This window comes from Megasphaera hexanoica, from assembly GCF_043520715.1.
Taxonomy (GTDB): domain Bacteria; phylum Bacillota; class Negativicutes; order Veillonellales; family Megasphaeraceae; genus Megasphaera; species Megasphaera hexanoica.
Genome location: NZ_CP171361.1, coordinates 2,375,404 through 2,400,602 on the forward strand (window position 1 = coordinate 2,375,404; position 25,199 = coordinate 2,400,602).

A 25,199-nucleotide genomic window follows, 5' to 3' on the forward strand; every position below is an offset into this window, starting at 1 on the left:
TGCTTCGTGCGGCAGTTTTCGTATTACTACTATACGACAGGATCCGCAAAATATACATATACACCTTTGAGCCGTACGAGGTCGAGACCCATTTCTGTAAAAGCTGCGTGGATTGCCTTTTCAGAAAGTGATACGTTTTTCTTTGCATCACCGGCTTTAACGACGTATTGTGCCCCGTCATCAAGTGGATAAATCCGCAGGGTTACTCCATCATAATCGAGACGGAACATGCCACTGCCATCTTCTGTCTGTATGTTCGTTTTGATGGAACGGCTGTGCAGCTGAGGCTGTACCGGTTCCGTCAGGCGCATGCCCGTCGGCGAAAGCTTCGTTGTTTCTCCCGCCTGGGAAACACCATAGGTGCCATACTGTTTGACTGTATTGTCCTGAACACGGAAAATCGGCATAGAAATTTCTATTTTGTGCTGTGGCCGGCCACCCTCACGGTTCCAAACATCCTGATTCGTAATATCCGGTTTGGTCTGAACAATCTGCAATGTCGCATCTCCACCGGAAACGAGATAGTTCTTCAGAAAATCAGGACCGCTGAGGAATGTTCCAAAGGAATATGTACCTGGCCAGTTTGTCCGTGTATTGCCATTGAGATAGCCATGACCATAGTCACCATAATCATAGCTCAGACCTCCCGGCTGATCCCCGTTGGTCAGGCCCGTAACGCGGGACCGGGTCGTCCGTACTACACCGTACTGGGTGAATACGTCATCCGTATCAATACGGAGGGGGGCTTTATTTACGATGATGTCCCCTTCGATGGTGACGATGTAGTTTTTCCGGGCATCACTGCCATTTTCATGGACGATACCGCCACCATCCGATTCCATGTCATTGTAATACGTCCCGGCATCGGCCGTAGTCCGGCCGGCCCGGTTGGTTTCATACGCTCCGCCAGCCTTCGGCGTCATAGTCAGGCCAACCGTAGAAATAGTATCCCCGTTCACCAGATTGGGATTGGACGATTCCGTAAAGGTTGTCTTATCCGAGCCATAAGTCTGAATCATGTTGTTGGTAACTTTGATGGCTACCGGTGTCAGAGTAACCGTACCGGCCTTATCCAGTACCACTTCGTAGTTGTCCAGGGACTTATTGAAGTCCGTCGCAATGCCATAGCTGTCCAGGCTGCCATCCGTCTTGTACTTTACATCGTTGGTCCGGTCCTTACTTACGAGAGCACCAGATGTGTTGGTGATACCGATTTTAGACGTCAATTCAACCAGGCTGTCCCCGTTTTTTTCACCCTTGACCGTAGTAGCACTATCCAGATCCTTCTGAACTGCCCCGGCATCCCCATAGGCTTCCGTATAGTCGCCAGTGAACAGATGCAGTGTGGCTTTGTTGATGGTGGCATTGCCGTTTTCGATCTCGATGTTGTAGTTGTCCAGTGTCTGGTTGGTAGACCCTTCCAGGTAGTATGGCCCGCCGTTCACCGTCTTGGTCACCTTGCCGGCCTGTTTTTCCTCTGCGGAAGCATCGCCCGTATTGGTATAGGTGATATTGCCCGTGCCGTACGTCCCATCGAGGGCACTCGTCACCACGCCTGAGCCGTCCCCGTTGGTCAGGCCTTCGATACTGCTGGTATCATAACCATACTTGCTGGTATCAAAAGCTGTACCATAGGTAGTGGAAACATCGTTGAGCTTCACCTTCACAGTAGCTTTCTTCACCGTGGCCTTGCCGGTCAAGTCAGAGTTCACTTCATCAATTTCGTAATTCTTGGCCGTATCACCCTTCAGGGTAAACGTTCCTGTCAGACCATAGTCTCCTACATTCTGGGTCTTGACAGCGGAATTGTTGGGATCAGACTTTTCTCCGCCATTAGAATAGGAAACTTCAATCTGATTGTTCCTTACGTCTTCCTCTGAATCTCCATTGGCATTTCCAGACAGGGTATAGGCATAAGGGGTCCAATCACTTGACCCATAGGTAGTGCTCGTATCCCCCACTTTCAAGGTCAGTTTGGCCTTTTCTACCTTAGAAGTGCCCGGGTTCACCACTTTGATGTTGTAGTTGTCCAGGGGTTTGGAGGTACTGCCGGTAATCTGGTAACTGCCTGCGTTCTGGGTCTTGACATTTTCGTTATTGGGATCGGATTTCACCCCGCCATTCACATACGTAAAATCGCTGTCCTGGAGGACATCGGTGATGACCGTTGCGGCATCCCCGTTGGTCAGCCCCTGCAGATCCGCCGCATCCTTTTTGTACCCATAGATGCTGCTTTCAAAAGGTGTACCGTACGTAGTGGAGACATCTTTCAGTGTCAGTGTCAGATCCGCTTTATCCACGGTAGAGCTGGCTCCGTCGATGACCACCTTATAATTCTGCAGTGTCTTCTCCGTGGTCCCGGTCAGTTTGTATCCTGTGCCTGCGTTTTGGGTCTTTACATTCTCATTGTCCGGATCCGTAGCGTCTCCGGTGTTGGTGTAGGTAATATCCCCGTTGCCAATGGCTTTCGTCACTACATCCGTGCTGTCCCCGTTGGCCATCGCCAGCTCGCTGGCATCATAGCCGTACTTGCTGGTATCGAAAGCTGTACCATAGGTGGTGGATACGTCGTTGAGCTTCAGATGGATTTCTGCCTGAGTGACTTCAGCCTTGCCGGCATTCACGGTCCCGATTTCGTAGTTCTGCGCCGTATCCCCGCTGAGCGTGAAGGTTCCCGTCAGATCGTAGCTGCCTACATTCTGGGTCTTTACCTTGTCATTGGCCGCATCGGATTTCTCCCCGCCATTGGTGTAGGTAACGGAGATCTTGTTGTGTTCTACATCCTCTGCCGTATCCCCATTGGTGTTTCCAAACAGGGTATAGCTGTACGTATTGGAATCAAAAGCAGTTCCGTAGGTGGTTTCCGTATTCCCCACCGTCAAGGTCAGTTTGGCCTTTTCCACCGTAGATTTCCCGTTGGTGATATGGACGGTATAGTCAGAGAGTTCCTTGCTGGCAGCCCCCTGGAGTTCATAAGTCCCGGCATTCTGAGTCTTCACCTTGTCGTTGCTGGCATCCGTTTTCGCCCCGGTATTGGTGTAGTTGAGGAAGCTGTCCCCCAGGACGGAAGCCTGGGTATCTCCGTTCACCAGTCCGCCTTTTGCCGTATCAATGGTGTAGGTATACTTGTCCATGTCAAAGGCTGTCCCATAGGTGGTAGACACATCCCCCACCGTCAGGTAGAGATCCGCCGGATTAACCGTGATGGTGCCGCTGCCGGTGACCGCATAGTTGGCGGAAGCGTCGCTGCCGTCGCTGGCTTTCACCGCTGCATCGGACGTCAAATACTGGTTTTCATAGGTACCCGCATGGGCCGTGGTATTGCCACCCTTGCTGTCAGCATAAGTACCATCAGTAGAAATGGTATACTTGATATCGCTATCAGTCAGAGTATCTCCGTTCACCAGCTGGGTTTTGTCGTAAGAAGGCGTCCCGCTCTTCACCGTGGAGTTGCCATAAGTCTGGGTACCATCGGTGTTGATGGTCAGTGTCTTCCGAGTGATTTCCACTTCCCCATCATTGGCCGCCTTGTCATACCCGTTCAGGGTCTTGACCCCATCCTGATAGGCCACATCCATCACGTAGAAGGCTTTGTTCCCATCGCTGGCCGTCTTATACGTTTTATTGCCATCTGCATCTGTCACCATTTCATTCCCGCTGGTCCGGGTGGCTGTTTGCACAGCGCCGTCACTGGATGCGCTGACCGTAGCCAGGCCCGTCTTTGTTCCGTCCGAACTGGTCACATAAGTCAGATAACTGGATTCATCGAAGTTTTTGAAGCTGGTGACATCAATGTCATTCCCGCTGGAATCCTTATAAGTCGCTTTGGAAGTCAGTGTGTCCGTCATCATTTCTTCAGACAGGGTATCTCCATAGGTCTTGGAAGCATAGCCGCCGGAAATGGTGATCACCGGAGTCACCTGGAAGATGAACTTGTTGCTGCTGGTATCGGTATAGTCCGTCAGTTTGTTGCCAGAGCTGTTTGTATTCACCGTAGTGTCGGAGCCGGATTTCGCCGTCCACTGGGCATTGGTGCTGCTGTTTAGATTGCTGCCCAGGCTGGTGCCATAGTCGCTGGGAGAATTCACATAGACCTGCCAGGTGCCTCCGGTGCCGGTGGTGATGGCAGAAGTACCGGTGGTGCTGTTCACCAGAGAGCCCTGGCTGCCCTGGGAATCGACCACCACAGCGCCTTTTGCCGTGCTGGCCGCGGCCAAGGTGCCCTCTGTGGCATTGCCATTGTAATCCACGCCGGCGCCCAGGGTGATCTTACCGGTCTTCCCGGTGGAAGTCAGACTGATCTTGCCGCCGTTCAGGGTGCTGTCACTGCCCGTATAGCCGTCGGATTCCACGCCGTGGACGGTAAGGTCACCGGCTGATTTGATGGTTACACTGTCCAGCTGGAAGGCAGTGTTCTGGTATCCATCGCTGCGGGTGGTGATGTCACTGGCAGAAGCGGTGGTATCCGTGGTGCCGGAATGGATTTCCCCGCCTACCGATACGGTACCCCCGGAAATGTAGACCCCATGGTCCGCATAAACAGTGCCGTATTTATAGTTTGTGGCTTTATTGTTTTCATTCCAGATGGTCACGGCCCCGGTGCTTTCAATGTTCACCGTGTCCAGGGCCTTGCCTTTCCCGATATCCCCTTCCAGGCTGACAGCGCCGCTGCCGGCCTTGATGTTCAGGCTGGAATTGGCCAGGTTGGTTTCCTTGATGAAGCCCACGGTGGTGTCCCCGCCCATGGCCGCATCGTCCCATTTGCCGGTAGTGCCATAGCCTACGGTCAAGAACGGTGCACTGTTATCCGGCTGGGAACGGATCTTGTTCCCGTCTTTATAGGTATCCCAGTTCACATACCCATAAACGGCTTTCCCATAATTCCCGCTCTGCCAGTTAGAACCAGCATTGCTGTAGAATTGGGTCCCCTTGCCATTATTGGCTTCCCCTTCCGGGCCGGTGACCCAGTACATGCCGTCCTGATAGGTAGGATCGTCGGGCATACCGTAAAAGGAATAAGGATAGAGCTTGTCGTTGGTGCTGCTGTTGGAACCTTTTTTGTTCAGTACGCCGGAACCCCGGCCACCGGCCCAGAGGATCTGCTGGCCGTTAGGCGTGGTCAGGGAGTTTTCCAGGATGGTGGTAATGGTGGCCAGGTAGGAATCCCCTGCAGCCGAACCGCCTTTGGTATTTCCCTGGGCCAGTTCCTTGGATGCAAACCAGTTGGTAGCCAGGAGATGGCTGATGTCGTCCTTGATATTGGCGTAAAGAGTCTGTCCGTTCAACGTGGTATCGGTGCTGGCCGTACCATTCGTGAAGCTTTCAACAGCCGCGGTCAGATAGGTTTTTAAATCGGCTGTGGTCATGGTTTTTCCGGCCGAATTTTGTACAGAAGTAGTAGTCTTACCGCCACTTGTAGCAGTTACCACCTTAACCCCACTGCTCTGGCTGATATATCGATTGGCAAAGTTAGCTGCGTTATAGGTGAGCTGGTAATTCAGCCATTGTTCCAAGGTCATTTCGCCTTTGGTGATGACGACGGAAGCATATCCCGTCCCCGCACTTGTGCTGACGCTGGTGGAGCTCCCGTCTCCCAGCCAGCGGACATTCTGGGTATTGGCTTCAGAGAAGGTGTAATGGGGCTGTCCATTGCTAAAGCTCTGGGCGTCTGTGGTGTATTGATAAGTCCCGTCTGCATTCTTCACATAGTTGCCGCTGGTGTCTTTCACATAGTTAACACCCTGGTAATGATAGGCCGGGACCGTACCTTTTTCCAGGTATTTTTCCACCGTCTGTTCCACCAAGATATTCCAAGTGTCCGTCCCGTATACATAGGCCCCATAACTGTTCCCGGAGTTGATGATCCCGGTGGCCGTCACATCTCCGCCCCCGGAATCCAGGGTCAGAGTTCCCCCGTTGAGGCCGATGGCGATTTCCCCGTTAAGGGTGATCTTCCCGCCGCTGGTCTTGATCATCCGGTCATCCTTTGCCCCATCCGCTGTACCGCTGCTGTCCACATGGCCAAAATAGGTACCGACCGTATGGCCCGCAGGATCTGCCTTGCCGCTAAGGGTCCCTTTGCCATACCCTTTGGTATTGGCCTTATCACTGGTATATGTCACCGTACCGCCGGAAGCGGAGGTGAAATTTCCCCCATTGGTATTGATATTGGCATTGATGATTACGGCCCCAATCTGATCCCCGTCACTATCGGCATTCAGGACTACATTCAGCTTACCCGCCGTAGAAGTGATATTGCCATTGACGGTGATGTTCCGCATTGCATCCAGAGTAAAGGTGGCATCGTCTCCTGCCGTCTTATCGATATCGTTTTTTACGATGATATTGGCCGATCCGTTAGTGGCCGCTGCCTGGATGGTCACATTCGTACCCGCATTCAGCATTTTTTCCACCATATCAGTGGAAATCCAGGTTACAGCACTGTTTACGGAAGAAGCATTGGCGGTGGTGGCATCGGGGTCGTTGTAGCCGATGGAAGCACTGCCCTTGGTGAAATCAGAATCCGCGGCGGTTTTCTTTTCCGCATTGTCATAATTACTTGTCGTTGTGGGATCACTGTCGGCGATGATTACGTCCAGCGGATCCAGCAGCCATTCCCCTGCCTTGCCGCTGACGCCTTTTGCATCGATTGTGAGATTATCCCCCAGGTTCAGCACGTCGCCGGAGGTTTCGATTTTGCCGCCGTCCACATCACCGCGGGCGAGGAGGTTTGTCCCGTCATGGACGATGGTCTTTTCACCGATGACTTTGATATTTCCTGCGTCCTGGCCTTTTTCCGTACCGGAAGCGTCCAAGGTTCCACTAACATCGACCTGTCCATGGTCTCCACCGTCGAGAATGATCTGGCCTTTTTCATTTTTACGCAGCGTCTTAGCTTCAATGGTGCCGCTGTTGTTGACGACCGTGCTCAGGACATCGCCGGCACTTTTAGCCGTCATGACGACGTATCCGCCATCTGCTTTGAGCGTACCGCTGTTGAGAGACTGTGCCCGTGCCAGCGTACCATCGACAGTGAAATTCAGTTTGCCATCAGCATCACTGGACAGATTCAGATTCTTTGCTGCCGTAAGAGCTACCATACCGCCGTCACTGACAATGGTACCACTGTTTTCTACGTTTGACGCATGAAGAGCGACCAGACCGCCCTGGGCCTTGATGATTCCTTCATTGATAACAGCCGCATTGTTTTCATTATCGACAGCGAGATTCAGGGAATCCTGGCTGCTGCCGAAGCGATTCATCGTGTCATCAGCGAGACGGGCTGTCGAAGCGACGAGTCCTCCTACATCAACACTGGCATTTTTACCAAATACGACACCATTTGGGTTGACCAAAAAAACATGTCCATTGGCATTCAGGTTCCCTTCGATCAGGGACTGCTGGCCACCGGTAACCCGGTTCAGTGATACGGCATTCTTATCAGGCTGTGCATAACGAACTGTTTCATTTTTAGCTATATCAAACTGCGTCCAGTCAATAGCCATGCGGTTGCTATTCTGTTGAACCGTCATCGTTTGTCCTTGTTCTACGATGGACCCATTGCCGGACCGGATGGTTCCGCCCGAAGGCATAGCCTGTACAGAGCCGCCCAGCGCCATGGCCAGGAGGACCATACCAGTCAGCCGATGTTTCCATTGGTTTCTATTTCTATATCTCATATATATCCGCTTCATTCCTTTCTTATATATACATAATTCTTAGAAATATACGCCCGTGCGGAGCCAGAATTGTCCATTGCTATGGCGCGTATCGCTGACCGGTTCTTCGGAACCCAGTTTCCAGGCATAATCAGCCCGAACGAACCAGTCTTCATGACGGGACCAGATAAGCCCCAGACCGATGCCCTGCAGATTGCGGTGGTTTTTGGCACCGGGATTCAGACTGCTGTCCTTATTGATCCAGATGCCGCCGTGTTCCAGATAAGCGGCCAGCTGCAGCTGCTGGTCATTCTTCTTGATAGGCAGCTGCCAACGCAGTTCAGCCCGTGTCAGATATCCCGTATCGCCGGAGGCTTCACTGGTCGGATAAGCTCGTACGCCGTACGGCCCGCCGAGATAGAAATGCTCTGACGAATCCAGGTTGGAAAAAGCGTATTGGCCCCGTGCTGTCAGGAGCAGATACAGGCGGCTGTTGATATTCTGATGTCGTTCGATATAGCCCCGCATTTTTTCATATGTACCGGTCGTCCGGGGACTATTGGCCAGAAGCGGAACAAAGGGATTGGATGAATTATACAATGCATCGTTGGTGATGTGTCCCCATTTATAATCGACACGCCAGTTCGTGAACCCTTCATTATCCTGACTGTCCCCGTACAAGGAGAACACGGCTGCGTTACCCGTCTTATCTCCATAGGTTGCATCCCACAGGCGGTATTCATCTTTCATGCGGCTGTGTTCGTATCCGATGCCGGCATAAAAATTGTGCAGCCGGCTGCGCTGGATAGCATAATCAAATCCGATAGAAGCCACGCGGGACTGGCCTACTCCGTCCAGATAGGAAAATTCATCGCCCAGATCATAGCTCATGACGTTGTAACCGACGGTCATGCGCAGGCCATCTGTCAGGACAGGAATCGTATAATTGGCACCCCAGTCGAACATCTTGCGGCCGGAAGTAGCGATGCCCGTGTTCAGATGATCCCCTTCGTGGGCCAGATTGGTAAAATCATAATTGACACCATACTGGTTATACCCCATGGAGCGGCTGCCATAGTTATCAGCCGTTGCCAGACCGTGTTTTGTCTTGTATGGATCGACATCGAGCAGGACATGAACCGTTCCTGGTTCACTGCCCTGGCTGAGCGTTACCTTGGCGTCTGCATCAGCCAGATCCGACAGGAGCCAGACGGCCCGTTCCAGTCCGGCCCGGGTAACGTAATCACCCTTTTTCAGGAACCCAATCTGCCGCTGTATGGCTGCGTCGTTGATTTTCGTATGATTTTCAACAGTTACCCCGTCAAGCCGTCCCACTTGCACGACATAGGTCACAGTCCCCTGGTCTATCTGCTGTTGCGGCAGATAAGCCCGTGCGACAAGATAGCCATGGTCACGAAAATATTTCGTGAGTACATCAGCCCCGCCCTGCAGCTGGGCAAAAGTGAGGTCTTTTCCCTTATTGTCCGCCAGCAGTGCCTGCAGCGTCTGTTCGGGATAGATATCCTGCCCGGTAATCTTGAATTCCCGGACGGGAAGGGTGACCTCTTTTCCCTCAATAGCCGATGATGTTCCCTGTTCAGGCGTCTGTACCTTGATATTTTTCGATGCTTCAGGAATGGTCAGTGCGCGCTGCCGGTCCCGCCATTCATTCTGCAGCATACCTGCATCAGCTTTGCGTGGCGTATCCCGCAGTCCTTCCGGCAGACCAGCCGGGATGGCCGCTTGTATACAGACAGCTTGAGCAGCTCCCAAAACAGCAGCTGCTATGATGATTCTAATTTTTCTGTTGTGACTCCTTCTCACAAAAAAATCCCCCTATACGTTGTCAAAACATCATGTATATAGCAATCAATAAATATAAATTATCAATTTGTAATCTATTTTTCTTATTCTGCTTTCATATTATATAACAATATTTATTAGAATTCCATGATTATTCGTAATGTTAAATTTATTTTATAAAACGATAAAATAAAGCGCAATTATAAAAAACATAATGTTTTAAACACAACTCAATCGTTCTAATATAAATACATTATGTTTATTCGCTGTACCATATTCACTATCTTTTCCGTCTGGATATGGAAAACTGTTCTTTTACGTCTGTGTCCTACATCCGTTTGAGACACATATAAAAAATGTGCCCTGATGACAACAGGAACACGAAACACACCAGTGACATACTCATTCAGTATACTTGCCGAAGCCGGCATCTCTCAAATCCATCATAAAATATCACAAAATCCCAAATAGAGAATACCTATATTTATTTCGCGATAATATGCGATACGAAAATATTTTTATAAACACAAAAACGGCTCTGTACGATATGTATCGCTACATATCGTACAGAGCCGTTTCATTACTTTGGCGGAGAGAGAAGGTAGATAGCTGAAAAACATGATAATATCAATAGTTTCTATATAACTCTATTATATATAGGGAATAAATAGGGACAAAGAAATAGTCCCGTCGAGCAAATGCCCGACGGGATTTTCTTATTTCACAATATATCCAACTAGTAATGCACCGGTAATAACTGCCCAGGTATCCCGTTGCCTTTTAATGACTGCCTGTTTGTGTTCCATGGCTTTTATTTGCCTGGTCAACGTCTGCAAAGATTGACTTTGCTTCTTCAATGTTTCGTCTGCCTTCGTCAACGAGTCTTTGGCACTCGTCAAGCTTAGTTTCGTTTCCTGCAGCTGATTTCTGCAGTTTTGTAGCTGTTCCTGCAGCTTGATCAAGAGCTGTTGTTGCTCTGTTGAGTTGCTTTTCAGCACGTTCAATCGAGCCTGCAGCGTGTCCAATGTCACTTCTTGCTGACTGATTATCTCTTTCAATCTGTTGTACTGTGTCAGTGACATTTCGATAGTCTGAGGCGGCTGAGCGGTCGTAGTATCTGCACAATAACCAGGCGCCGAAACAAGCAAGAATACCGCACAACACAATAGCAATGATAACTGTTTTATTCTTTTTAACAAAAGCATCGACCTCCTCTTTGATTTGCGGCAGATAGGACAAAAGGACCACCTCCTAGAGACGAGCAAGCGCATCATGCATCTCACTGTCAAAACGATTGTTCAAACTGTCACGGAGCGCCGAGCTGTTCCACTCCTCACTTTTGCAGACGGAGTAAATGGCGACGATAAAATCGTAGTCGTATTCCGGCGAGTCGATGTAGCTGAGGTTTGGATAGCCGTCATGCTCACCACTCTGAGCATTGAACATGGTGTGCACGGCCTCAGTCCACATGTCGAGGATGTTGCCGACTCCATACTGTACGGCCCTGCTCCAGACGACGTCCTGCATGATAGCATTGTGGTTTTCGATGTGCCAGTAGTTTTCCGCCAATATCTGTACTGCGGGGTCGTAGTAGGTCGCTTTGACGTACTCATGCTGGGCCTGCGCGAAACCGTCGCTGTCAGATGCCGCAATATTACGCCATGCCTCATCAAAGCTCGTGCTGCAGAGCGGGTAGGTATTGAGCTGCTCTGCATACTGCGGATAATGGTACTGTAACCAATTGCAAAATGCGTCCAGACTACCGGCGTTTGAGCTAAATTGATATGTCCCGTATGATTTTCCGCCCGGGTCGCCGTACCCGTCGCTGATGCACCCCGGGTCGCCATTGCTCTCGTATCTTGCACTTAAATCTCCTAGCATTTACATCACCCTTTCTGCTCTATTTTAGTAGCCGCTTTTTCGACGATATCCGCCGCTTTGACGGTCGTTTCTGCTACCTTAGGCATAGTACCTACAGCGGAGTTGTACCGGCTGTCGTAGCCGTATTTCGTCCAACAGGCTTTTCCGAGCCCGACAATGGTGGCGATGCCACTAGCTACAGCAGCGACTCCGCTCCAACAGCTCATGAGCTCGAAACGAGTACCCAGGAGAGCATTTGCCCAGTATCCGATGAGCCAGCTGATGAGAACGAGGACCAGAAACGTCATCATGATGACACCCATGATGACGATGAGCTGGAGCCAGTGACGCTTCCCCCACTCGCCGAGCCGAATGATTTTATTTTTCATCTTCTACCTCCTGCATGGCCATGACTTTTTGATAGATGCTGTCCATAACGCCATTTTTTCCCAATTTATGGTAACAGGCATACATGTTTTCAAAGCTTTGTTTCTCTTCGATTGTGACGCCAGACACCTGGAATTTGCTATAAGCAGTCAGCATATCGTATCTTAGTACAGCCTGAACTCCCCGTTGTACAGTCGCCGTGGCTTTGTAGACTCCAAAAAAATAGGCCCCTGCAGCTGACAGGAGCGAAATGATTATTGTTGATATAATGTGCTCAATCATCTTACACCTCCAAACGGAAAGGATTTGATTGACATGAAATTACCAAATGGATATGGTACCGTGTACCGACTACAAGGCAATCGGCGGCGCCCGTTTGTCGTTAAAAAGACAATCGATGGCAAACAAAAAGCCCTGGGATATTTCCAGAGCTACCAAGAAGCGTTCGAGTTTTTGGTTGAGTTGAATCACTGCACGCCCTCCCGAGATGTCACGTTTTCAGCGGTCTATTATGGTTGGAAAGCTCGTCATTTTGAGCGGATAGGCAAGTCAAGCCAGACGGCTTATGCAATCAGCTATCGGCATCTAGCACCGCTCCACGCTATGCCCTTTACGGCCATCACGTACCCGGATTTACAGGCTGCTGTCGATAAAGTCGAAGCTGGGTATTGCACCCGGAAAAAGTGTAGGGTACTATTAAGTCAGCTCTACAAATACGCCATTAAAAATGGCATCGTCGACCATGACCTAAGCCCATTTGTCGAGTTGCCTAAGCATGTGCCAGTGTTTAAGAAAAAGCCCTTCACGGCTCGCCAGATTGGCCGACTGTGGCGGTCACTGGACGTCCCCGGCGTTGCCGACGTGCTCATACTGATATACACAGGCATGAGAATCGGAGAGTACCTTGCCCTGAACCCCGGTGACGTCAACGTCCGGCAAAGGTAGATCAACATCAAAAGGTCAAAGACGGCCGCCGGGGTGCGGAAAATCCCCATCAGCAAGCGGATAATCGGCCTGCTGGAAGAAAGGAAGGCAACCGGGCAGATATGCCCATGTCGAACGTATGATTCGTTCCGGCGGCTCTGGAATCGCACCATGAAGGCCGTCAGCATGCACCACACGCCCCACGAGTGCCGCCACACGCTGGCCAGCATGCTCGACTCTGCCGGGGTTAATGACGTGTGCATCAAGATGATACTGGGTCACGCCCGGAGAGGCGTCACGCAGGCCGTCTACACGCATAAAACCTTGCGTGAGCTCAGAAAAGCCATCGACAGAGTGTGAGTAACGTGGGATTTGCGGGATTGACAAAGTCCGTGCAGAGGTAGGCACAGAGCCCGTTACGAGGCGCTTGATGTGTGCTTAACGGTGTGAGTTCGGGCCCCGGAAATGGGCCGAAAACAGGGTAAAGGGACGGAGATTGGTCACCGTCGATGAGTTGCCAAACCTGAACGCCACATTTGCTGTAATCGAATCCCAATATGCTCCGTCAGGGAACATAATTCAATCATATTCGAGATGGACGTCATGTGGAGGCTCATCCGGCAGTGACCAGTATGGCCGCATTAAAATCAGCGTCGGCAATAACAATGCTCATCAGAATCTGTCCCCTGCTAAAGCCATATACGCTTGGTATAGAACTGCATGACCGTCGAGGAAATGCCTTCACATAATCACGGGTACGAAGCAGGCGGCCAGGGCGGAACAGTAACCTGGGTTCCTAGCCCGGAGCAGGCTAATCACAACACATACGAAACTAACTATACTGGTGGCGATCAACCGCATCAAAACCTTCCGCCCAGCGTGGCGGCATACGGTTGGAAAAGAACGGCTTAAGCAGTGCGTTTCCATCCATAAACGGCAATCGATGGTTGAAGGATGTTATGGGCTTTGTCACCGCCAGTAGCTTCGATATTACCGCCTTGCCAGTTATCCGGGCCTTGATGGTCAACACAAGGCCAATTGCCGGTTGTTGATTCGGCTGAATTCCGGTTCAGCTGATGCGTATGCGATGGCATCTCATCGACGGTGAGTTTGTGGAGTCGTTCCCCGTATTTCTGTCCAGCCGTGTAGCTAAACGAGCCGAAATCATCGGTGCCAGAGCCCTGCGCGATGAGCGTGTAACCTGCTGGCAGTGCTTCCCACGTGCCTCCGAAAAGGTCGGCAGGGCTCGTGCTGTCATCGGAAAAATAGTACGAGCCGACAGGATGCGCGTCAAGCTTTGCCTGCTTTTCGATGTCTGTTTTTGCCTGTGCAATGGCGGCGTCAATGGCGGCTTTGAGCGCCGATGCCGTGATAATCTTATCCGTGGCCGTGCCTGCCTTCGCCTCGTCGCTCGTGGCAAGGTCAGCGACTAAGACGGCTTTTGTGACCGTCCATGTGACGCCGTTGTCGGTGATGTCGCCCGCTTTCCAGCTCGGCTCTTCTTCGCTTGACGTGCCTGCCGTCTTGCATCTTGCGACGTAGCCGACAGGGAGAGACGGCGACGTAACGACAGCGCCAGCAGTATACGCCGTTGCTGGCTGCCAGAGCGTAACGGCGACCATGTTCTCGGTGATGGTGCCGTAGTTGTCAAAGAGCTGGTACATATCGCCTTTTGTCGTCGGCGTCGAGCTCGTTGACTTGTTCATGTAGTTTTTATGGTTGAGCAATTTAGGGATACTCATTTGCTATCACCTGCCGTTTCCGTGGTCGTCGTTTCCGGTTTCGTGTAGGCGATGCAGTCTGGGTTGACGCATTTGCCATCAACCAATTTATGAGCGCAGTATTCGCAACGTTTCGGTAATTTAAATTTCATCTTAGAGTGCCTCGCTTTCTTCTTTGTACGCGTCCTGCAAATCAGCAAAATCATGCTGGATAGACTTCTGAGCGTCCGTATCACCTCTGAGCAGTGCCGTGGCCATGTCAGCAGTCAGTGACTCGACAGCCTCATCATAATCGGCTTTGAGCTGTGCTTTTGCGGCGGCCAGCTTTTCTTCGGCGGTTGGCTCGGCTGGTGCGACATACTCGCGCTTAGCTTTGGCCGCGATGAGCTCGGCGATTCGGTCGATATACGACTGATAGAGTGCGTTCGGATAGGCGAGGAAATTGCCATCGACGACACAGCACTCCTGATTATCATCGTAGATAATCAGGTCAGGCACGCCAGCAAGGCCAGCGTCAGTCTTGAAATTATCGACGGAATCCGAGTACTGCTTATCCCCATCAATAATGAGGACCTGTCCTTTTAAAATTTGAAAAACTTTCATTTGCTTCTCTCCTTTCGAACTATCAGTGAAATGGCCGGCCATTCGCATCAGGCTGGATGTACTAGCAACGGTAATCACAGCCATGCATTTTACAGCCCAATAGCCTCCTTAGATAAAAACCATCAGGACGAAGGGTTGCACATAACTGATAAAACTCATGGTTACGCGACAAAATACACTAATAGTAGCGGCAATCATACTCATACCATTACAATCGCTGACACAGGTAGCAATCAAGCTCACGAAAACCGGATGCCCTACACCGTTGTGAACAGGTGGAAGCGTACGGCCTAAACAGTGCGTTTCCAGCGATTAATGACCTGATAAGGTGGCCTGTTTTCGTGGGCAGAATTACCGCCAACAGACTCGCAAGTAACATCGTGAGAGTGAGCACCCGCGGCGCTGGTTTCTCTATTTCCCCAATAGTTTGAACCGCCATCGCCAGCGTTTTGGTCACTCCCGCTCATAATCACATATACGGTATGGGTATGGTTTCCTGCTGCCGAAATCGAAATATTATGATTATGCTTGGCCATTTCACTGATAGTGATTGTGTGTGTCGCTTCGCCGCCCGTAGCCCCTAAAGTATATGTATACGTTGTTCCGTTTTCGGTGTAAGTACCCGCACTGATGAGAACGCGGCCGGCATCCATTTTGACCCATTTCTGCCATGTCCAGAGCTTGTTCGGGTCATCATCTGTTGTCGTTTCCCAGATTTCCCCGACCGGGTGCGCCTCATTGATGATTTGTTTTCTAAAATCAACCAATACCGAAGACAGCGCGGCAGGCGTGACGATGGTTTTGGCATCGGTCCCCGCTTTCGCTACAGCTGTCGTGGCAAAATCTACAGTACGGTACATCATCGTATAGGCCGCCGTACCATCTGAGGTTGTACTTCCGACCGCGCCCCATGCCGGTTCTGCACTCCCTGTCGTGCCGGCCGTTGCGACTCTGGCACATGTATTTGCTGGCATGTTCGGTGAGTAGATGACCTGACCCACGGTGTAGGCCGTGGACGGCTGCCAAAGCGTAACCGCCACCATATCGCTCATTACGCTTTGATGGTTTTTCAAATATTCCTGAAATTGCTGTTCGGTCGTGCCCTTACTGCTATCCTCTGCTGAAGGATAGTCCAGCATACCGTCCAGCGTCTGCAATTTTAAAACATCGGCCATGATAGCTCTCCTTTACATTGTTTCATTGACAAATCCCTGCCATGTGATGTCTACTGTGCCAGCAACCTGATTGCCGGAAGAATCGAGCAGAGCGATGCGACAAGGCGTCCGTGACAGGATTTTCGGATACCGCTGTGCCGTGCCACTCTGTACCGAATCAATATGTACGGCTGTCGTGTAGTAATTTGGCGTCGTTATTGGCAATTCAAGTCCAGTTGCCGGTACTTCCAGATCTTCGAAATGTTCCTGCCTGTCTGGTACGTCGATATAAGCGTGCAAGCCCTTGATGATGGTCTCCTGCATGCTTGAGTTTTTGGCTACTATCCGGATTTGTATAATCGCGCCGGCACGTACCTGGACTTTATCGGACCATTGCTTCCAGAGGTCATTGGATTCATCCCAGACGACTGTTTCATCTGCGTCCCAAGCAGCCGCGCTCTCCTGCGATTCAACCCAGGCCGCATCAGCCATATCAATACGATAGTAGACAATGGCCGGTCCTTCGATATCTGTTTCCAGCCAGAATTGCCCCGATGCCGGAGCAATAAATTCTCCTGTTGCAATATACGATTGGAACGAGCTATCCCACATCATAGCTGTTGGTTTGCTCCAGAACTTACGACCTGTTTCATGCCACATCTTTTCAGAGTTGACTGCATGTACATATCCGTCAGACAATATGACGCCATTATTCGTTAGATCAGCAAAATTATCAGTGCTGAAGTCTTTGTCGAAGAGAACATTTTCTTGCAGCAGGTCGCCCATTTCTAAGAGGCAGTACGCAAAGTTTTTCGACTCATTTCCGTTCGCATCAACAGCTTTAATCATGATAGCGTGCGTGCCCTGGCGGACCGTTTGTGTTTCATACGGCTGTGTCGTAATCAGGCCTTCCTGTACCGGTATGCCCGTTTCCCAGTTCAATTCTTTCCCCTGTGTATATTTCAAGATAAAGCCAGCGACGTCGTTTGGCTCTGGATATGTATATTTCCACCAGTAACGACGGATAGACGAGCTCATCTTCTCAACGTTCAGGATTTCGACATCTGGAGGCAGAATCTGAACCGATTGCGGTTTGAATGTATATGCCTGAACATCAGCCAGGCTTTGTTCCTGGCCACCAAATACGTTGAATGCTGTCAATTTGAAATAAATCGTATGGCCAACATAACTGTTACTGAGACCTGATTTAAGGAAGGCTTCATCACAACGTGCAATCTGCGTACCTTCCGTATGATATGCCGCCTCACTGCCATACTGTCCCCGAATCAGCCCAGACAGCTTCCAATTGCCATTATCAAGAAGCATGGCCGTTTGATACGACATGACTTCGCCATCGATATACAGGGCTGTATCGCCATTTTTGGCGCTCTGCAGGTCAACGGATGTGAACGTACCATAGCCGACCGTCATTTCCAGTTCTGTGCCATCGGCATATAGTGTGGAAACCAGTGTCCCGTAGCGGGCCCGGTAGTCGATAGTTCCTAGTAATTGGTAGTATTCATTGGTATCTGATACCCATACATTACAGCCGCCCCAGTTCTCGTTCTTGCCCCAGGTCCCTATCCAGACTTCATTGTCAGCATTGGTCATAAGCGCTGGTGGCTGGAAAATCATCGGCGGTTCACACGTCCCTGGGTCTGGGTTAAAATCAATCAATGGTCGTTCATTAGCATGAACGTCATATTCTGCCTGACTGTATACACCCTTGGCCCGAGAGATGGCAGTAAATGTCAGCACGCCATCTGCGCCCTCAGTAACACTGTCAATCATGGCCGGCTGGTCCGAGATGCCCATCAATGGATCATTGAGCATGACCAGGTCACCCGGTTCAAGCCGACAAAAAGCCCAGTCCAGTTTGAACGTATATTTGACTCGTTCATACTTATTCTTGCGGCATAGCTCTTCGGCTAATTTAACAGCTCGTGTCTTCGTATAAATATAGTGAGCTGTGGTAGTCGATGCCTGGCGTACGCCGAATTCTTTGATATCGTCGTTATCCTGGTAATTGACGATTTCCTTTTCATAGCCGTTCGACCGGTTAAGAAATTCTACTGAGATGCGGTTGTAGATTTCCGACGAGTCTTTCCTGCTGTAACTGATACAGGCGCCACCAGACTGAGGTATAAAGTCATCTGGCGTCAGATTATACCGGATAGTCTTATCTGGCTGCCAGTTACCGACGGCCCGGTCCGCCCTGGGCACGATTTTAAAGCTGTCATTGGACCAGAAAACGTATGCATTAGTCAAATTGGCAATGTCATTGATGATTTCCCGCGCGCTCTTAGCATCAGTACTATCAGATGGCGTCGAAATAAGGAAATCAGCCTCTTTGCAATATGTCCGATAGTTGTCGATGCCTTTAATCGTTACGCCGCTCAGACCGATTTTATCTAGGATATACAGGATATAATCAGCCGGATTGACGTCTACCCCATCCCCCGTATCCAATAACTTCCCTTTGACTTCGAAATTATACGAGGCCATACTGCCGCTGTCGCCGAGGTCGATGACGCCTGCCATATACGCCAGACCGGAGTATGATAAGGCCTTGTTCGGATGCTTGCCTGTGACGTATGCCCATGGCTGTTGGTCGTCTGTGCCGCTGAAAAGCGTCAGCCCAATGCTGTCGTTCGGATAGGTAAAGACGTTCTTATCTTTCCAGATTTTGCCGATGCCTGAGATGGGGCCCTCACATAGTGCCAGGATAACAGCAACGGTATACGTGTATGTGACAGTAGTCGTTTTACTACGTCCGCCTTTGCCGCTTTTCTGGCTTTTTCGATGTTCGTGAGCTGTAAAGTCATCATAATAGATGACGTTCGGCGATATCCGCGTCGTGCCCAAAATTTCGGCTACAGATGCACCATATTCAGCTGTTGTGACGGTAAAGTTGGATATCTTATCCGAGCGAATAGTCGTCGTATGACCACGAAATATGCCCATTTATGCCGTCTCCTTTCGCCTGAACCGGTATACACCGTGAAGCCTGCTCTTTCCCTTGGCATCGAGGAACATGACGTCGTTCAAATCCGACATAATGACGCCCTGGTCGACGAGTGCATGAATAACATGATTGTTGCCAACGTAGACAGCGCCATGCGATACACAGCGCCCGAATTTATATAGCAGGAAGTCGCCTTCTTGCAGATCATCAAGAGGAACCAGTTCGCACCAGTGCTCTACGATGTGAAGGAACCATTCTGCCGAGTGATGCAGATGCCATTCATTAGAATATGGCTCTACAACAATTTCTCCCGGTTTCACGCATCCAGCCCCTTCCAGGCAGGCAATTAATAGCATCCCACAGTCTACGCCTTTTCCTTTAACCTTGGCCTGATTGACGTGAGGCGTACCCAGCCAGGTGTAAGCCTCTTTTGCAATTGGATTCATCATAAAAGCACTTCCTTCAATGGCACGAACGGAGCAATAACTGTACCAGAATCTTCCGTCGAGCTGGCACTTACGGTGCCGCCGCTTGAGGCAAATGTACCCTGCGGGTAAAAGCGCCGTCTGGGAAATTCCTGGGATAGCCCTTGGACTTTACTTTTGACGGTCAATTTCATCTGCAGGCCGCCACAACTTTTGACCTCTGTCGTTCCACTGAAAAGCCCTACAACGCCCATGATATTGCCATCTGCATCGAAAAAGCATCTCGATAAAGACAATGTTCCGCGGTCCAGTGACCCATCATGAGCAGCCAGGAATATCGGGGTATCACCTAATTTGTCATCTTTTGTAGCGTAAATGCTAACAGTCATTGAATCGACAGAGATGGTATTATTTATCTTCGTCTGTTCTCGTTTGAGCAATAAAGCATTGTGCAGATACGTATGGCTATCATACACGACGTCATGATCTGCATCGGTATAATAATATGTGCTGCCGGAAAACAGCGACAGCACATACAAATCACACGCCTGCATTTCTTTTTTCGTATTGAGATAATCCGCTAAGGTAGTCGTTACTTCTTTCATTACCGCACCACCTTCATTGCCAATGACACTTTGAATACATTCTTGAATATCTGTGTTACTGTAATCTTCGTTTTACTAAAAACAACTTTCCAGTAATATTCATAAGACGCTTTTACAACTGCCGTATCAGCCGGGGCCGTCGTGAATTTAATGGCTCCATTATCGAGTGTATACGATGAGGTCGACTGCTCTGTGCCATCGACGTAAACCGTCAGTTTATCAGCATATTCTACTGGTTCCTGCTGTCCGTTCATATTGGCAACAAGCTGATACGTTCCATCTGAATTCTTGATAAGCGTCAGATTCTCGACTTTATAATTTTCTGCATCCTTATAGTAGAATGGTACGAGCTGTCCTTTTACGCGGGTATAGAAAGCAAATAACTGGTCCTTTTCTGCTGCGGTCAGATACGGAAAATCAATATTGAAGGTCCAGGCTGGAAGCGACTGGTAGGAAATCGCCCGCCGCTTGCCACTTGCTGAAACCTGTTCATTGACTTCCCAGGACTGTTCGACGCTGGAGGACCATTTCACCCTGCGTGCATCCAAAGGGAAAATCAAACTAGCCACTTACCACACCCCCGCTTCTGTCGTAAAATCACGACCGCTGTCAAAGAGCATCTGCTTAATGGCATCGGCCCCGCCATTCCGCAGAAAATCCGTGAAGCTCGATGCATCCAGTGCGTTTACACTCATCGACACGGAATTGACAGACTTGTTATTATCTATCAGGCCGAGTTGTTCGAATTTATCCCGGGACAGCGGGAGTACCGCTTCGTCATGATGGCCTTCACCGATCATAGCAATCGTGGCGCCTTTCGTGATGCCGCCAGACGCCAGTTTCTGGCCATTCCATGGAGCATTGTTCAGTGCAGACTGCTTTTCTGACCAGGTAGCACTGCCGCTGGACAGACTGCCAAGACCCGTGAATGTAGATGCCATGGACGTTGCCATAGAGGCTGCTGTTCCGGCCGCCATAAGGCTCATAGCCACACCTGCCGAGCTCGGGTCCAATACCAGTTTGAAGAAAGCCGCCGGTCCTAGCGCCGCAGACATGGCCGCGCCTTCTGCAGCTGTCTGGGCGATTGCCGCAGATGTCTGTGATTTAGCCATAGCACTATTGACCAGCATCCCTGCCAACTGTTTCGCGTAAAATTCAACGACGACCTGAATCAGGGATTTGCCGAGTGCTGCAAAAGCGTCTCCCAGTGTTTTCGTACCCATGATAGTGTTGGTAATCGCCGAACTGAGGCCATCAAAAGCCGTGCTGTACAAACTGGATACCATCTGTGCTGTGGATGCATGAGCCGCCAGATACGTTTCCTGGTAGGTATCGAGCATCGCTTTCTGCGCTTCATAGTCACTGAGCCGCACTGCATTGGCATCCGTGAGGACGGCCTGCAGTTTTTCAAGCGATACCTGGTTCTTCGCTTCGTCTATATCGGCCTCGATGTCCTTAGCCTGCTGATAATAAGCCGTCTTTTCATCGATGAACGATTTATACTGCGCCAGCTCTTCAGCGTAGATTTCTTTAGCAAACGAAAGTCTGCCGTCTGCCGATACCTCGTAGGCAATGTTTTCATCATCCAGCGCTTTCAGGAACATGGCTTTCTGGCTCTTCGTCATGGATGCATAATCCGAGGAATACTGCTGCCATTTAGACTTGATAGACTCGATAGCCTTGTCATAGTCGGCTTCCATCTTAGATAGTTCCTTTTCGCTCGCCGTATCCGTTACCGCAGGCGCATTCGTTTTGACATTGGCCGCGATTTCCGTCGCCTTGCTACGAATCTGCTGTTCTTTCTCTGCGTCCGCTTCGACTGCTTTCAGATGTTCCTGAGCATACATGATATCCAGTGCTTCCTTATCTTTCTGATAGTTAGCATTGTATGCCTTGGATTCATTAAGCTTTTCATATTCCTTTTTGAACTTCCGGTCCGTCAGTTCGACCTGCGTCGCTGTAGACTGGGCATAACTGTCATCAATTTGCTGATGTGTCTGCAGTGCCTGTTCAGCCATCTTCTTGCGATAGTTGGCCATGTTCTGCACGAAGTCCGAACCGCCAGCGCCCTGGGCCCGTATCTGTGCATAGTTCGAACGGACCTGCGCGGCATAGTCTTCTTTATCTTCGCCGCCGTAATAATCAGCTACCCCTTTCCAGACATCCCCACCATTGGCATTGATTTTATCCTGCAACATGGCCGCCCCGGCCAATGCATTCGAATAGACATTCGTCTGATAATCAGGATAAAGGTCTTTGATTTTTACACGGCCGCCGTTACCATCTGCAATATCCTGGTCACCACTGAGAATCTGCATCATGCCACCGCCGTTGCCGCCTTCCATTGTCAAGCCGCTGACAGTATTGCCGCCGTTTTCTTTCATGGCGACAGCCAAAAGTAATGCAGGGTCTTCGCTGTAAGCACTAGCTGCCGCTTTGGTAGCCTGGGTATAAATGCTCTGGTCCCAGTTAAACTGAGGCCGGTTCATCACACCAGACCCGCCAGAGACACCCGCTAATTGCGCAGAGTCGATATAGCCGACAATATTACCGGCAAATGCACTACGGACGTCCTGATCATAATGAGCCGATACGCCTTTATAGCCGCCTGCCGAATAATACCCGTTCGTATCCTGTACCAATACATGGTTGCCATTGTTCGTTACCCATACATCACCCGGTTTGGCATTTCCGCCACCATTACCGTACGGGTCCGTCGGATGCCATGCACCGTGAGCAATAGCGGTCTGGATCCAGCTGCTGTTGGCTGCATTAGCATCCCGGTCGTTTGTTTCCGCTCCTTCATAGACTTCATTACCCAGGCCGCTCGTATCGACACCTGCACCGCCTAAACCAGATTTGACGTAAACAGTACATTCGAAGCCATCGTACGGACGCCCCTGATTTTCATCCATGTATCCTAAAATCGTTTCCCGGAATTTCTTTTCATCGTAGGACCCGGCTCCCAGACTTCCAGCTGCTCCGCTTCCAGAACTGCCTCCCATGCCTGCGGCTCCGCCTACGCCTGCATCAGCACCGCCACCGCTGAAATTGTCAAAGGTCGGCATCTTATGGTCTTCAGGCCCATTGTCTTCTGGTGGTTGATTTTCATCGCCTGTGTTTTCGGTTGCCGTCTTTCCTGCATTACTCAGCGCATTATTGGTATGGAAAATTTTATCGATTAATTTCTGCAGCCATCCGATAGCCGTCTGTACGAAGCCCCGGATAGTTGATAGACCGCTCTTCGCCCATTCTGGCAGAATGGAGTCTGCCATATCGCTCAGTGCATTACCGATATCACTAAGCGCCGAAGAAATGCCTTCATATGCCCAGTTAAACATGGCAATGATGCCAGTTATGATATTAGATACCGTAGCCAGCAGGAAAGATAGAACAGCGACGACCACATTAATTGCCGCAATAATCGCATAAATGGCCGCTGTGAAGACAGTTGCCATGATAGTAATCAAAGGTGATGCAACTGATACAAGGTTACTGATGGCCTGACCCAGTTCACCCCATAAACGTTTCAGAGCATCACCAGCCATATTAACGGCATCCATTGTGCCAGGCATGACATTGAGTAAATCGCTCAATTTATGACCAGACGATATGAACGCCGCAATAGCAATACCGACAGCGGTAATGATCAGCGCCAGCGGTCCGAAGGCAATGACGACACGTCCGATAGTCGCAATCAAAGACGGCAGGGACGTAATCGCGCCTTTAATATTAAGCGCAAATCCTGAGAGACCAGCTCCTGCAGCTACAGCCCCGTTCTTTATAAGCGTGAAACTTGTCGTAGCCGCCGCCATGCCAGATGGGACAGCCAAAGCCGCCGTCTTTAAGTTATTTAAGCCAGTCAGCAGTGTCGACGCCAATGGAAGGGTTGCTAACTTTGCAGATAGTGCGAAGTTAGTCAATGCCGGGATAGTCGCCGCTGTAAGAGTCGCCGCAAGTCCGGCCGCCGCAATCTGCACTTCTGGCGGTATCATTTCAGATAATGCTGTCCCGATGCCTTCATTTTTAACCAGGTCAGCAAACTGCTGGAAGCTGTCGCCGAGGGAAGAAAAGAGATCCGGCAAATTTAGCGCATCTGAAATCTTCTGCCCGACAGCAATAGCCGTCTGACTAAGGCCGTCCATCATATTGGACCATGTACCAGTGATAGTCTGGGATTGCTGGTCCATCATACCGCCGAACCGTTCTTCCATTCCGCCAACTAAGGCCTGCAGGCCGGTTTGTGCATCGACAGCACCCTTGCTGACCATGTCCATGGCCTGAGGGATAGACACGCCGATTTTATCCGCCAGCATCTGCCAGGCAGGAATACCTGCTTCCGTCAGCTGCAGCATTTCATCGCTCTGTACCTTCGATTTGGCTGCCATCTGACCTAATGCCAGTGTGATGCGGTCAATACCTTCTTTACCCATGCCGACACCAGCCGCGGCATCCCCGACGGCTCTCAGCGTCGGGATAATCTGTTCTGCTGTAAATCCAAAAGCAAGGAATTTCTGGGAAGCCGCAGCGACGTCATTAAATTCAAACGGAGTCTTGGCCGCAAAATCCTGTAACTGACCTAACAGAGTCTTCGCCCGGTCAGCACTGCCCAGCATATTCGTCATTGCCGCCTGGACCTGTTGGAAGTTGCCGGCGGCCTGAACTGCTTTAGCCCCCAGAGCCCCGAGAGAAGCAGCGACTCCGGCAATGCCCAGCACGGCCTTTTTAGAAGCCGCCATGACTTCACTGCCAAGTGTTTCATTCAGCTCTTTTTTGGTGGCGGTCAGCTCTTTCCGCAGTTCAGAACTATTCGCTCCAATCTTGACCAAAATACTCGTCACAGTCGCCATCAAATCCCGCCTCCTCTCGCTGTTTCATGAATGATTCCATAAATTCGTCTCGATCGCGGCGTATTTCACCGCTCGTCTTTTCATGCAGGAACGGCCGAGCCAGCTCTTTCGCCTGCACAGGATGTTTCGTATGTACACTCATCATGTTACTGACGAACCAGGCCGCCGCAAATGCTCGGTCCTCTCGTCTGACCTGATATCCCTCAACCATCTTGTTGAGCTCCATCGGCGTCAGACGGTAGAA

At 50.4% G+C, this 25,199-nt stretch carries 19 protein-coding genes; 2 read left to right on the forward strand and 17 right to left on the reverse strand.

All coding sequences use genetic code 11. The features are described from left to right. Positions 1-29: 29 nt before the first annotated feature. From ACGTIC_RS11610 to ACGTIC_RS11635, 6 genes are all read right to left on the reverse strand, one after another. Entirely contained in the window at positions 30-7,679 is a 7,650-nt protein-coding gene (locus ACGTIC_RS11610) for a filamentous hemagglutinin N-terminal domain-containing protein (protein ID WP_162816226.1), read from the reverse strand. 39 nt (positions 7,680-7,718) lie between these two features. Further along, positions 7,719-9,482, reverse strand: coding sequence for a ShlB/FhaC/HecB family hemolysin secretion/activation protein (locus ACGTIC_RS11615; RefSeq protein ID WP_201784349.1), 1,764 nt, complete (start codon positions 9,480-9,482; stop codon positions 7,719-7,721). Between the two features lie 759 nt (positions 9,483-10,241). Further along, positions 10,242-10,700, reverse strand: coding sequence for a hypothetical protein (locus tag ACGTIC_RS11620; RefSeq protein ID WP_162816225.1), 459 nt, complete (start codon positions 10,698-10,700; stop codon positions 10,242-10,244). A 12-nt stretch (positions 10,701-10,712) separates the two neighbouring features. Next, positions 10,713-11,342: a hypothetical protein gene (locus tag ACGTIC_RS11625; RefSeq protein ID WP_113855567.1), complete on the reverse strand. Its 630-nt coding sequence runs from the start codon at positions 11,340-11,342 to the stop codon at positions 10,713-10,715. A 5-nt stretch (positions 11,343-11,347) separates the two neighbouring features. Next, positions 11,348-11,710, reverse strand: coding sequence for a hypothetical protein (locus ACGTIC_RS11630; protein ID WP_257536650.1), 363 nt, complete (start codon positions 11,708-11,710; stop codon positions 11,348-11,350). Continuing rightward, complete coding sequence (locus ACGTIC_RS11635; protein ID WP_113855566.1) at positions 11,700-11,990, reverse strand: hypothetical protein; 291 nt, start codon at positions 11,988-11,990, stop codon at positions 11,700-11,702. Before ACGTIC_RS11635 ends, ACGTIC_RS11630 begins: the two co-directional genes overlap by 11 nt. Positions 11,991-12,023: 33 nt before the next feature. Between ACGTIC_RS11635 and ACGTIC_RS11640 the strand changes: the two genes are divergently transcribed. Next, entirely contained in the window at positions 12,024-12,653 is a 630-nt protein-coding gene (locus ACGTIC_RS11640; protein WP_113855565.1) for a hypothetical protein, read from the forward strand. Between the two features lie 15 nt (positions 12,654-12,668). Here ACGTIC_RS11640 and ACGTIC_RS11645 read toward each other — a convergent pair whose 3' ends face one another. After that, entirely contained in the window at positions 12,669-12,836 is a 168-nt protein-coding gene (locus tag ACGTIC_RS11645; protein WP_162816177.1) for a hypothetical protein, read from the reverse strand. Here ACGTIC_RS11645 and ACGTIC_RS11650 point away from each other — a divergent pair. Beyond that, positions 12,819-12,992, forward strand: a complete 174-nt coding sequence (locus ACGTIC_RS11650) for a tyrosine-type recombinase/integrase (RefSeq protein ID WP_394542150.1) — start codon at positions 12,819-12,821, stop codon at positions 12,990-12,992. The two genes, ACGTIC_RS11645 and ACGTIC_RS11650, sit on opposite strands and share 18 nt — an antisense overlap. A gap of 548 nt (positions 12,993-13,540) precedes the next feature. Here ACGTIC_RS11650 and ACGTIC_RS11655 read toward each other — a convergent pair. The 10 genes from ACGTIC_RS11655 to ACGTIC_RS11700 all read right to left on the reverse strand — a co-directional run bounded on the left by ACGTIC_RS11655 (position 13,541) and on the right by ACGTIC_RS11700 (position 25,166). Beyond that, on the reverse strand, positions 13,541-14,374 hold the full coding sequence (locus ACGTIC_RS11655; protein WP_113855563.1) for a phage baseplate protein: 834 nt from the start codon (positions 14,372-14,374) through the stop codon (positions 13,541-13,543). Further along, the gene (locus tag ACGTIC_RS11660) at positions 14,371-14,505 is read right to left on the reverse strand and encodes a hypothetical protein (protein WP_257536649.1); all 135 of its coding nucleotides are present in this window, start codon (positions 14,503-14,505) and stop codon (positions 14,371-14,373) included. Before ACGTIC_RS11660 ends, ACGTIC_RS11655 begins: the two co-directional genes overlap by 4 nt. Position 14,506: 1 nt before the next feature. Further along, on the reverse strand, positions 14,507-14,956 hold the full coding sequence (locus tag ACGTIC_RS11665; protein WP_162816224.1) for a hypothetical protein: 450 nt from the start codon (positions 14,954-14,956) through the stop codon (positions 14,507-14,509). Between the two features lie 290 nt (positions 14,957-15,246). Beyond that, positions 15,247-16,131 carry a phage baseplate protein gene (locus tag ACGTIC_RS11670; protein WP_113855561.1) on the reverse strand — a complete coding sequence of 295 codons (885 nt, stop codon included), beginning with the start codon at positions 16,129-16,131 and terminating at the stop codon, positions 15,247-15,249. Between the two features lie 12 nt (positions 16,132-16,143). Further along, positions 16,144-19,074, reverse strand: a complete 2,931-nt coding sequence (locus ACGTIC_RS11675) for a phage tail protein (protein ID WP_113855560.1) — start codon at positions 19,072-19,074, stop codon at positions 16,144-16,146. Then, on the reverse strand, positions 19,075-19,524 hold the full coding sequence (locus ACGTIC_RS11680; RefSeq protein ID WP_113855559.1) for an NlpC/P60 family protein: 450 nt from the start codon (positions 19,522-19,524) through the stop codon (positions 19,075-19,077). It abuts the gene before it with no gap. Further along, complete coding sequence (locus ACGTIC_RS11685) at positions 19,521-20,105, reverse strand: DUF2163 domain-containing protein (protein WP_113855558.1); 585 nt, start codon at positions 20,103-20,105, stop codon at positions 19,521-19,523. The genes ACGTIC_RS11680 and ACGTIC_RS11685 overlap by 4 nt, the downstream gene beginning before the upstream one ends. After that, the gene (locus tag ACGTIC_RS11690) at positions 20,105-20,674 is read right to left on the reverse strand and encodes a DUF2460 domain-containing protein (protein ID WP_113855557.1); all 570 of its coding nucleotides are present in this window, start codon (positions 20,672-20,674) and stop codon (positions 20,105-20,107) included. The genes ACGTIC_RS11685 and ACGTIC_RS11690 overlap by 1 nt, the downstream gene beginning before the upstream one ends. Then, a complete protein-coding gene (locus ACGTIC_RS11695) occupies positions 20,675-24,955 on the reverse strand; it encodes a tape measure protein (RefSeq protein ID WP_113855556.1) in 4,281 nt (1,426 codons plus the stop codon). Beyond that, the gene (locus ACGTIC_RS11700) at positions 24,912-25,166 is read right to left on the reverse strand and encodes a hypothetical protein (RefSeq protein WP_113855555.1); all 255 of its coding nucleotides are present in this window, start codon (positions 25,164-25,166) and stop codon (positions 24,912-24,914) included. The genes ACGTIC_RS11695 and ACGTIC_RS11700 overlap by 44 nt, the downstream gene beginning before the upstream one ends. Positions 25,167-25,199 lie beyond the last annotated feature (33 nt).

Excerpts from the sequence above, each read along its gene's own strand:
- ACGTIC_RS11610 (WP_162816226.1), bottom strand. The coding sequence starts at position 7,679 with ATGAGATATAGAAATAGAAACCAATGGAAACATCGGCTGACTGGTATG.
- ACGTIC_RS11625 (WP_113855567.1), bottom strand. The coding sequence starts at position 11,342 with ATGCTAGGAGATTTAAGTGCAAGATACGAGAGCAATGGCGACCCGGGG.
- ACGTIC_RS11630 (WP_257536650.1), bottom strand. The coding sequence starts at position 11,710 with ATGAAAAATAAAATCATTCGGCTCGGCGAGTGGGGGAAGCGTCACTGG.
- ACGTIC_RS11635 (WP_113855566.1), bottom strand. The coding sequence starts at position 11,990 with ATGATTGAGCACATTATATCAACAATAATCATTTCGCTCCTGTCAGCT.
- ACGTIC_RS11640 (WP_113855565.1), top strand. The coding sequence starts at position 12,024 with ATGAAATTACCAAATGGATATGGTACCGTGTACCGACTACAAGGCAAT.
- ACGTIC_RS11650 (WP_394542150.1), top strand. The coding sequence starts at position 12,819 with ATGCACCACACGCCCCACGAGTGCCGCCACACGCTGGCCAGCATGCTC.
- ACGTIC_RS11655 (WP_113855563.1), bottom strand. The coding sequence starts at position 14,374 with ATGAGTATCCCTAAATTGCTCAACCATAAAAACTACATGAACAAGTCA.
- ACGTIC_RS11660 (WP_257536649.1), bottom strand. The coding sequence starts at position 14,505 with ATGAAATTTAAATTACCGAAACGTTGCGAATACTGCGCTCATAAATTG.
- ACGTIC_RS11665 (WP_162816224.1), bottom strand. The coding sequence starts at position 14,956 with ATGAAAGTTTTTCAAATTTTAAAAGGACAGGTCCTCATTATTGATGGG.
- ACGTIC_RS11670 (WP_113855561.1), bottom strand. The coding sequence starts at position 16,131 with ATGGCCGATGTTTTAAAATTGCAGACGCTGGACGGTATGCTGGACTAT.
- ACGTIC_RS11675 (WP_113855560.1), bottom strand. The coding sequence starts at position 19,074 with ATGGGCATATTTCGTGGTCATACGACGACTATTCGCTCGGATAAGATA.
- ACGTIC_RS11680 (WP_113855559.1), bottom strand. The coding sequence starts at position 19,524 with ATGATGAATCCAATTGCAAAAGAGGCTTACACCTGGCTGGGTACGCCT.
- ACGTIC_RS11685 (WP_113855558.1), bottom strand. The coding sequence starts at position 20,105 with ATGAAAGAAGTAACGACTACCTTAGCGGATTATCTCAATACGAAAAAA.
- ACGTIC_RS11695 (WP_113855556.1), bottom strand. The coding sequence starts at position 24,955 with ATGGCGACTGTGACGAGTATTTTGGTCAAGATTGGAGCGAATAGTTCT.
- ACGTIC_RS11700 (WP_113855555.1), bottom strand. The coding sequence starts at position 25,166 with ATGGTTGAGGGATATCAGGTCAGACGAGAGGACCGAGCATTTGCGGCG.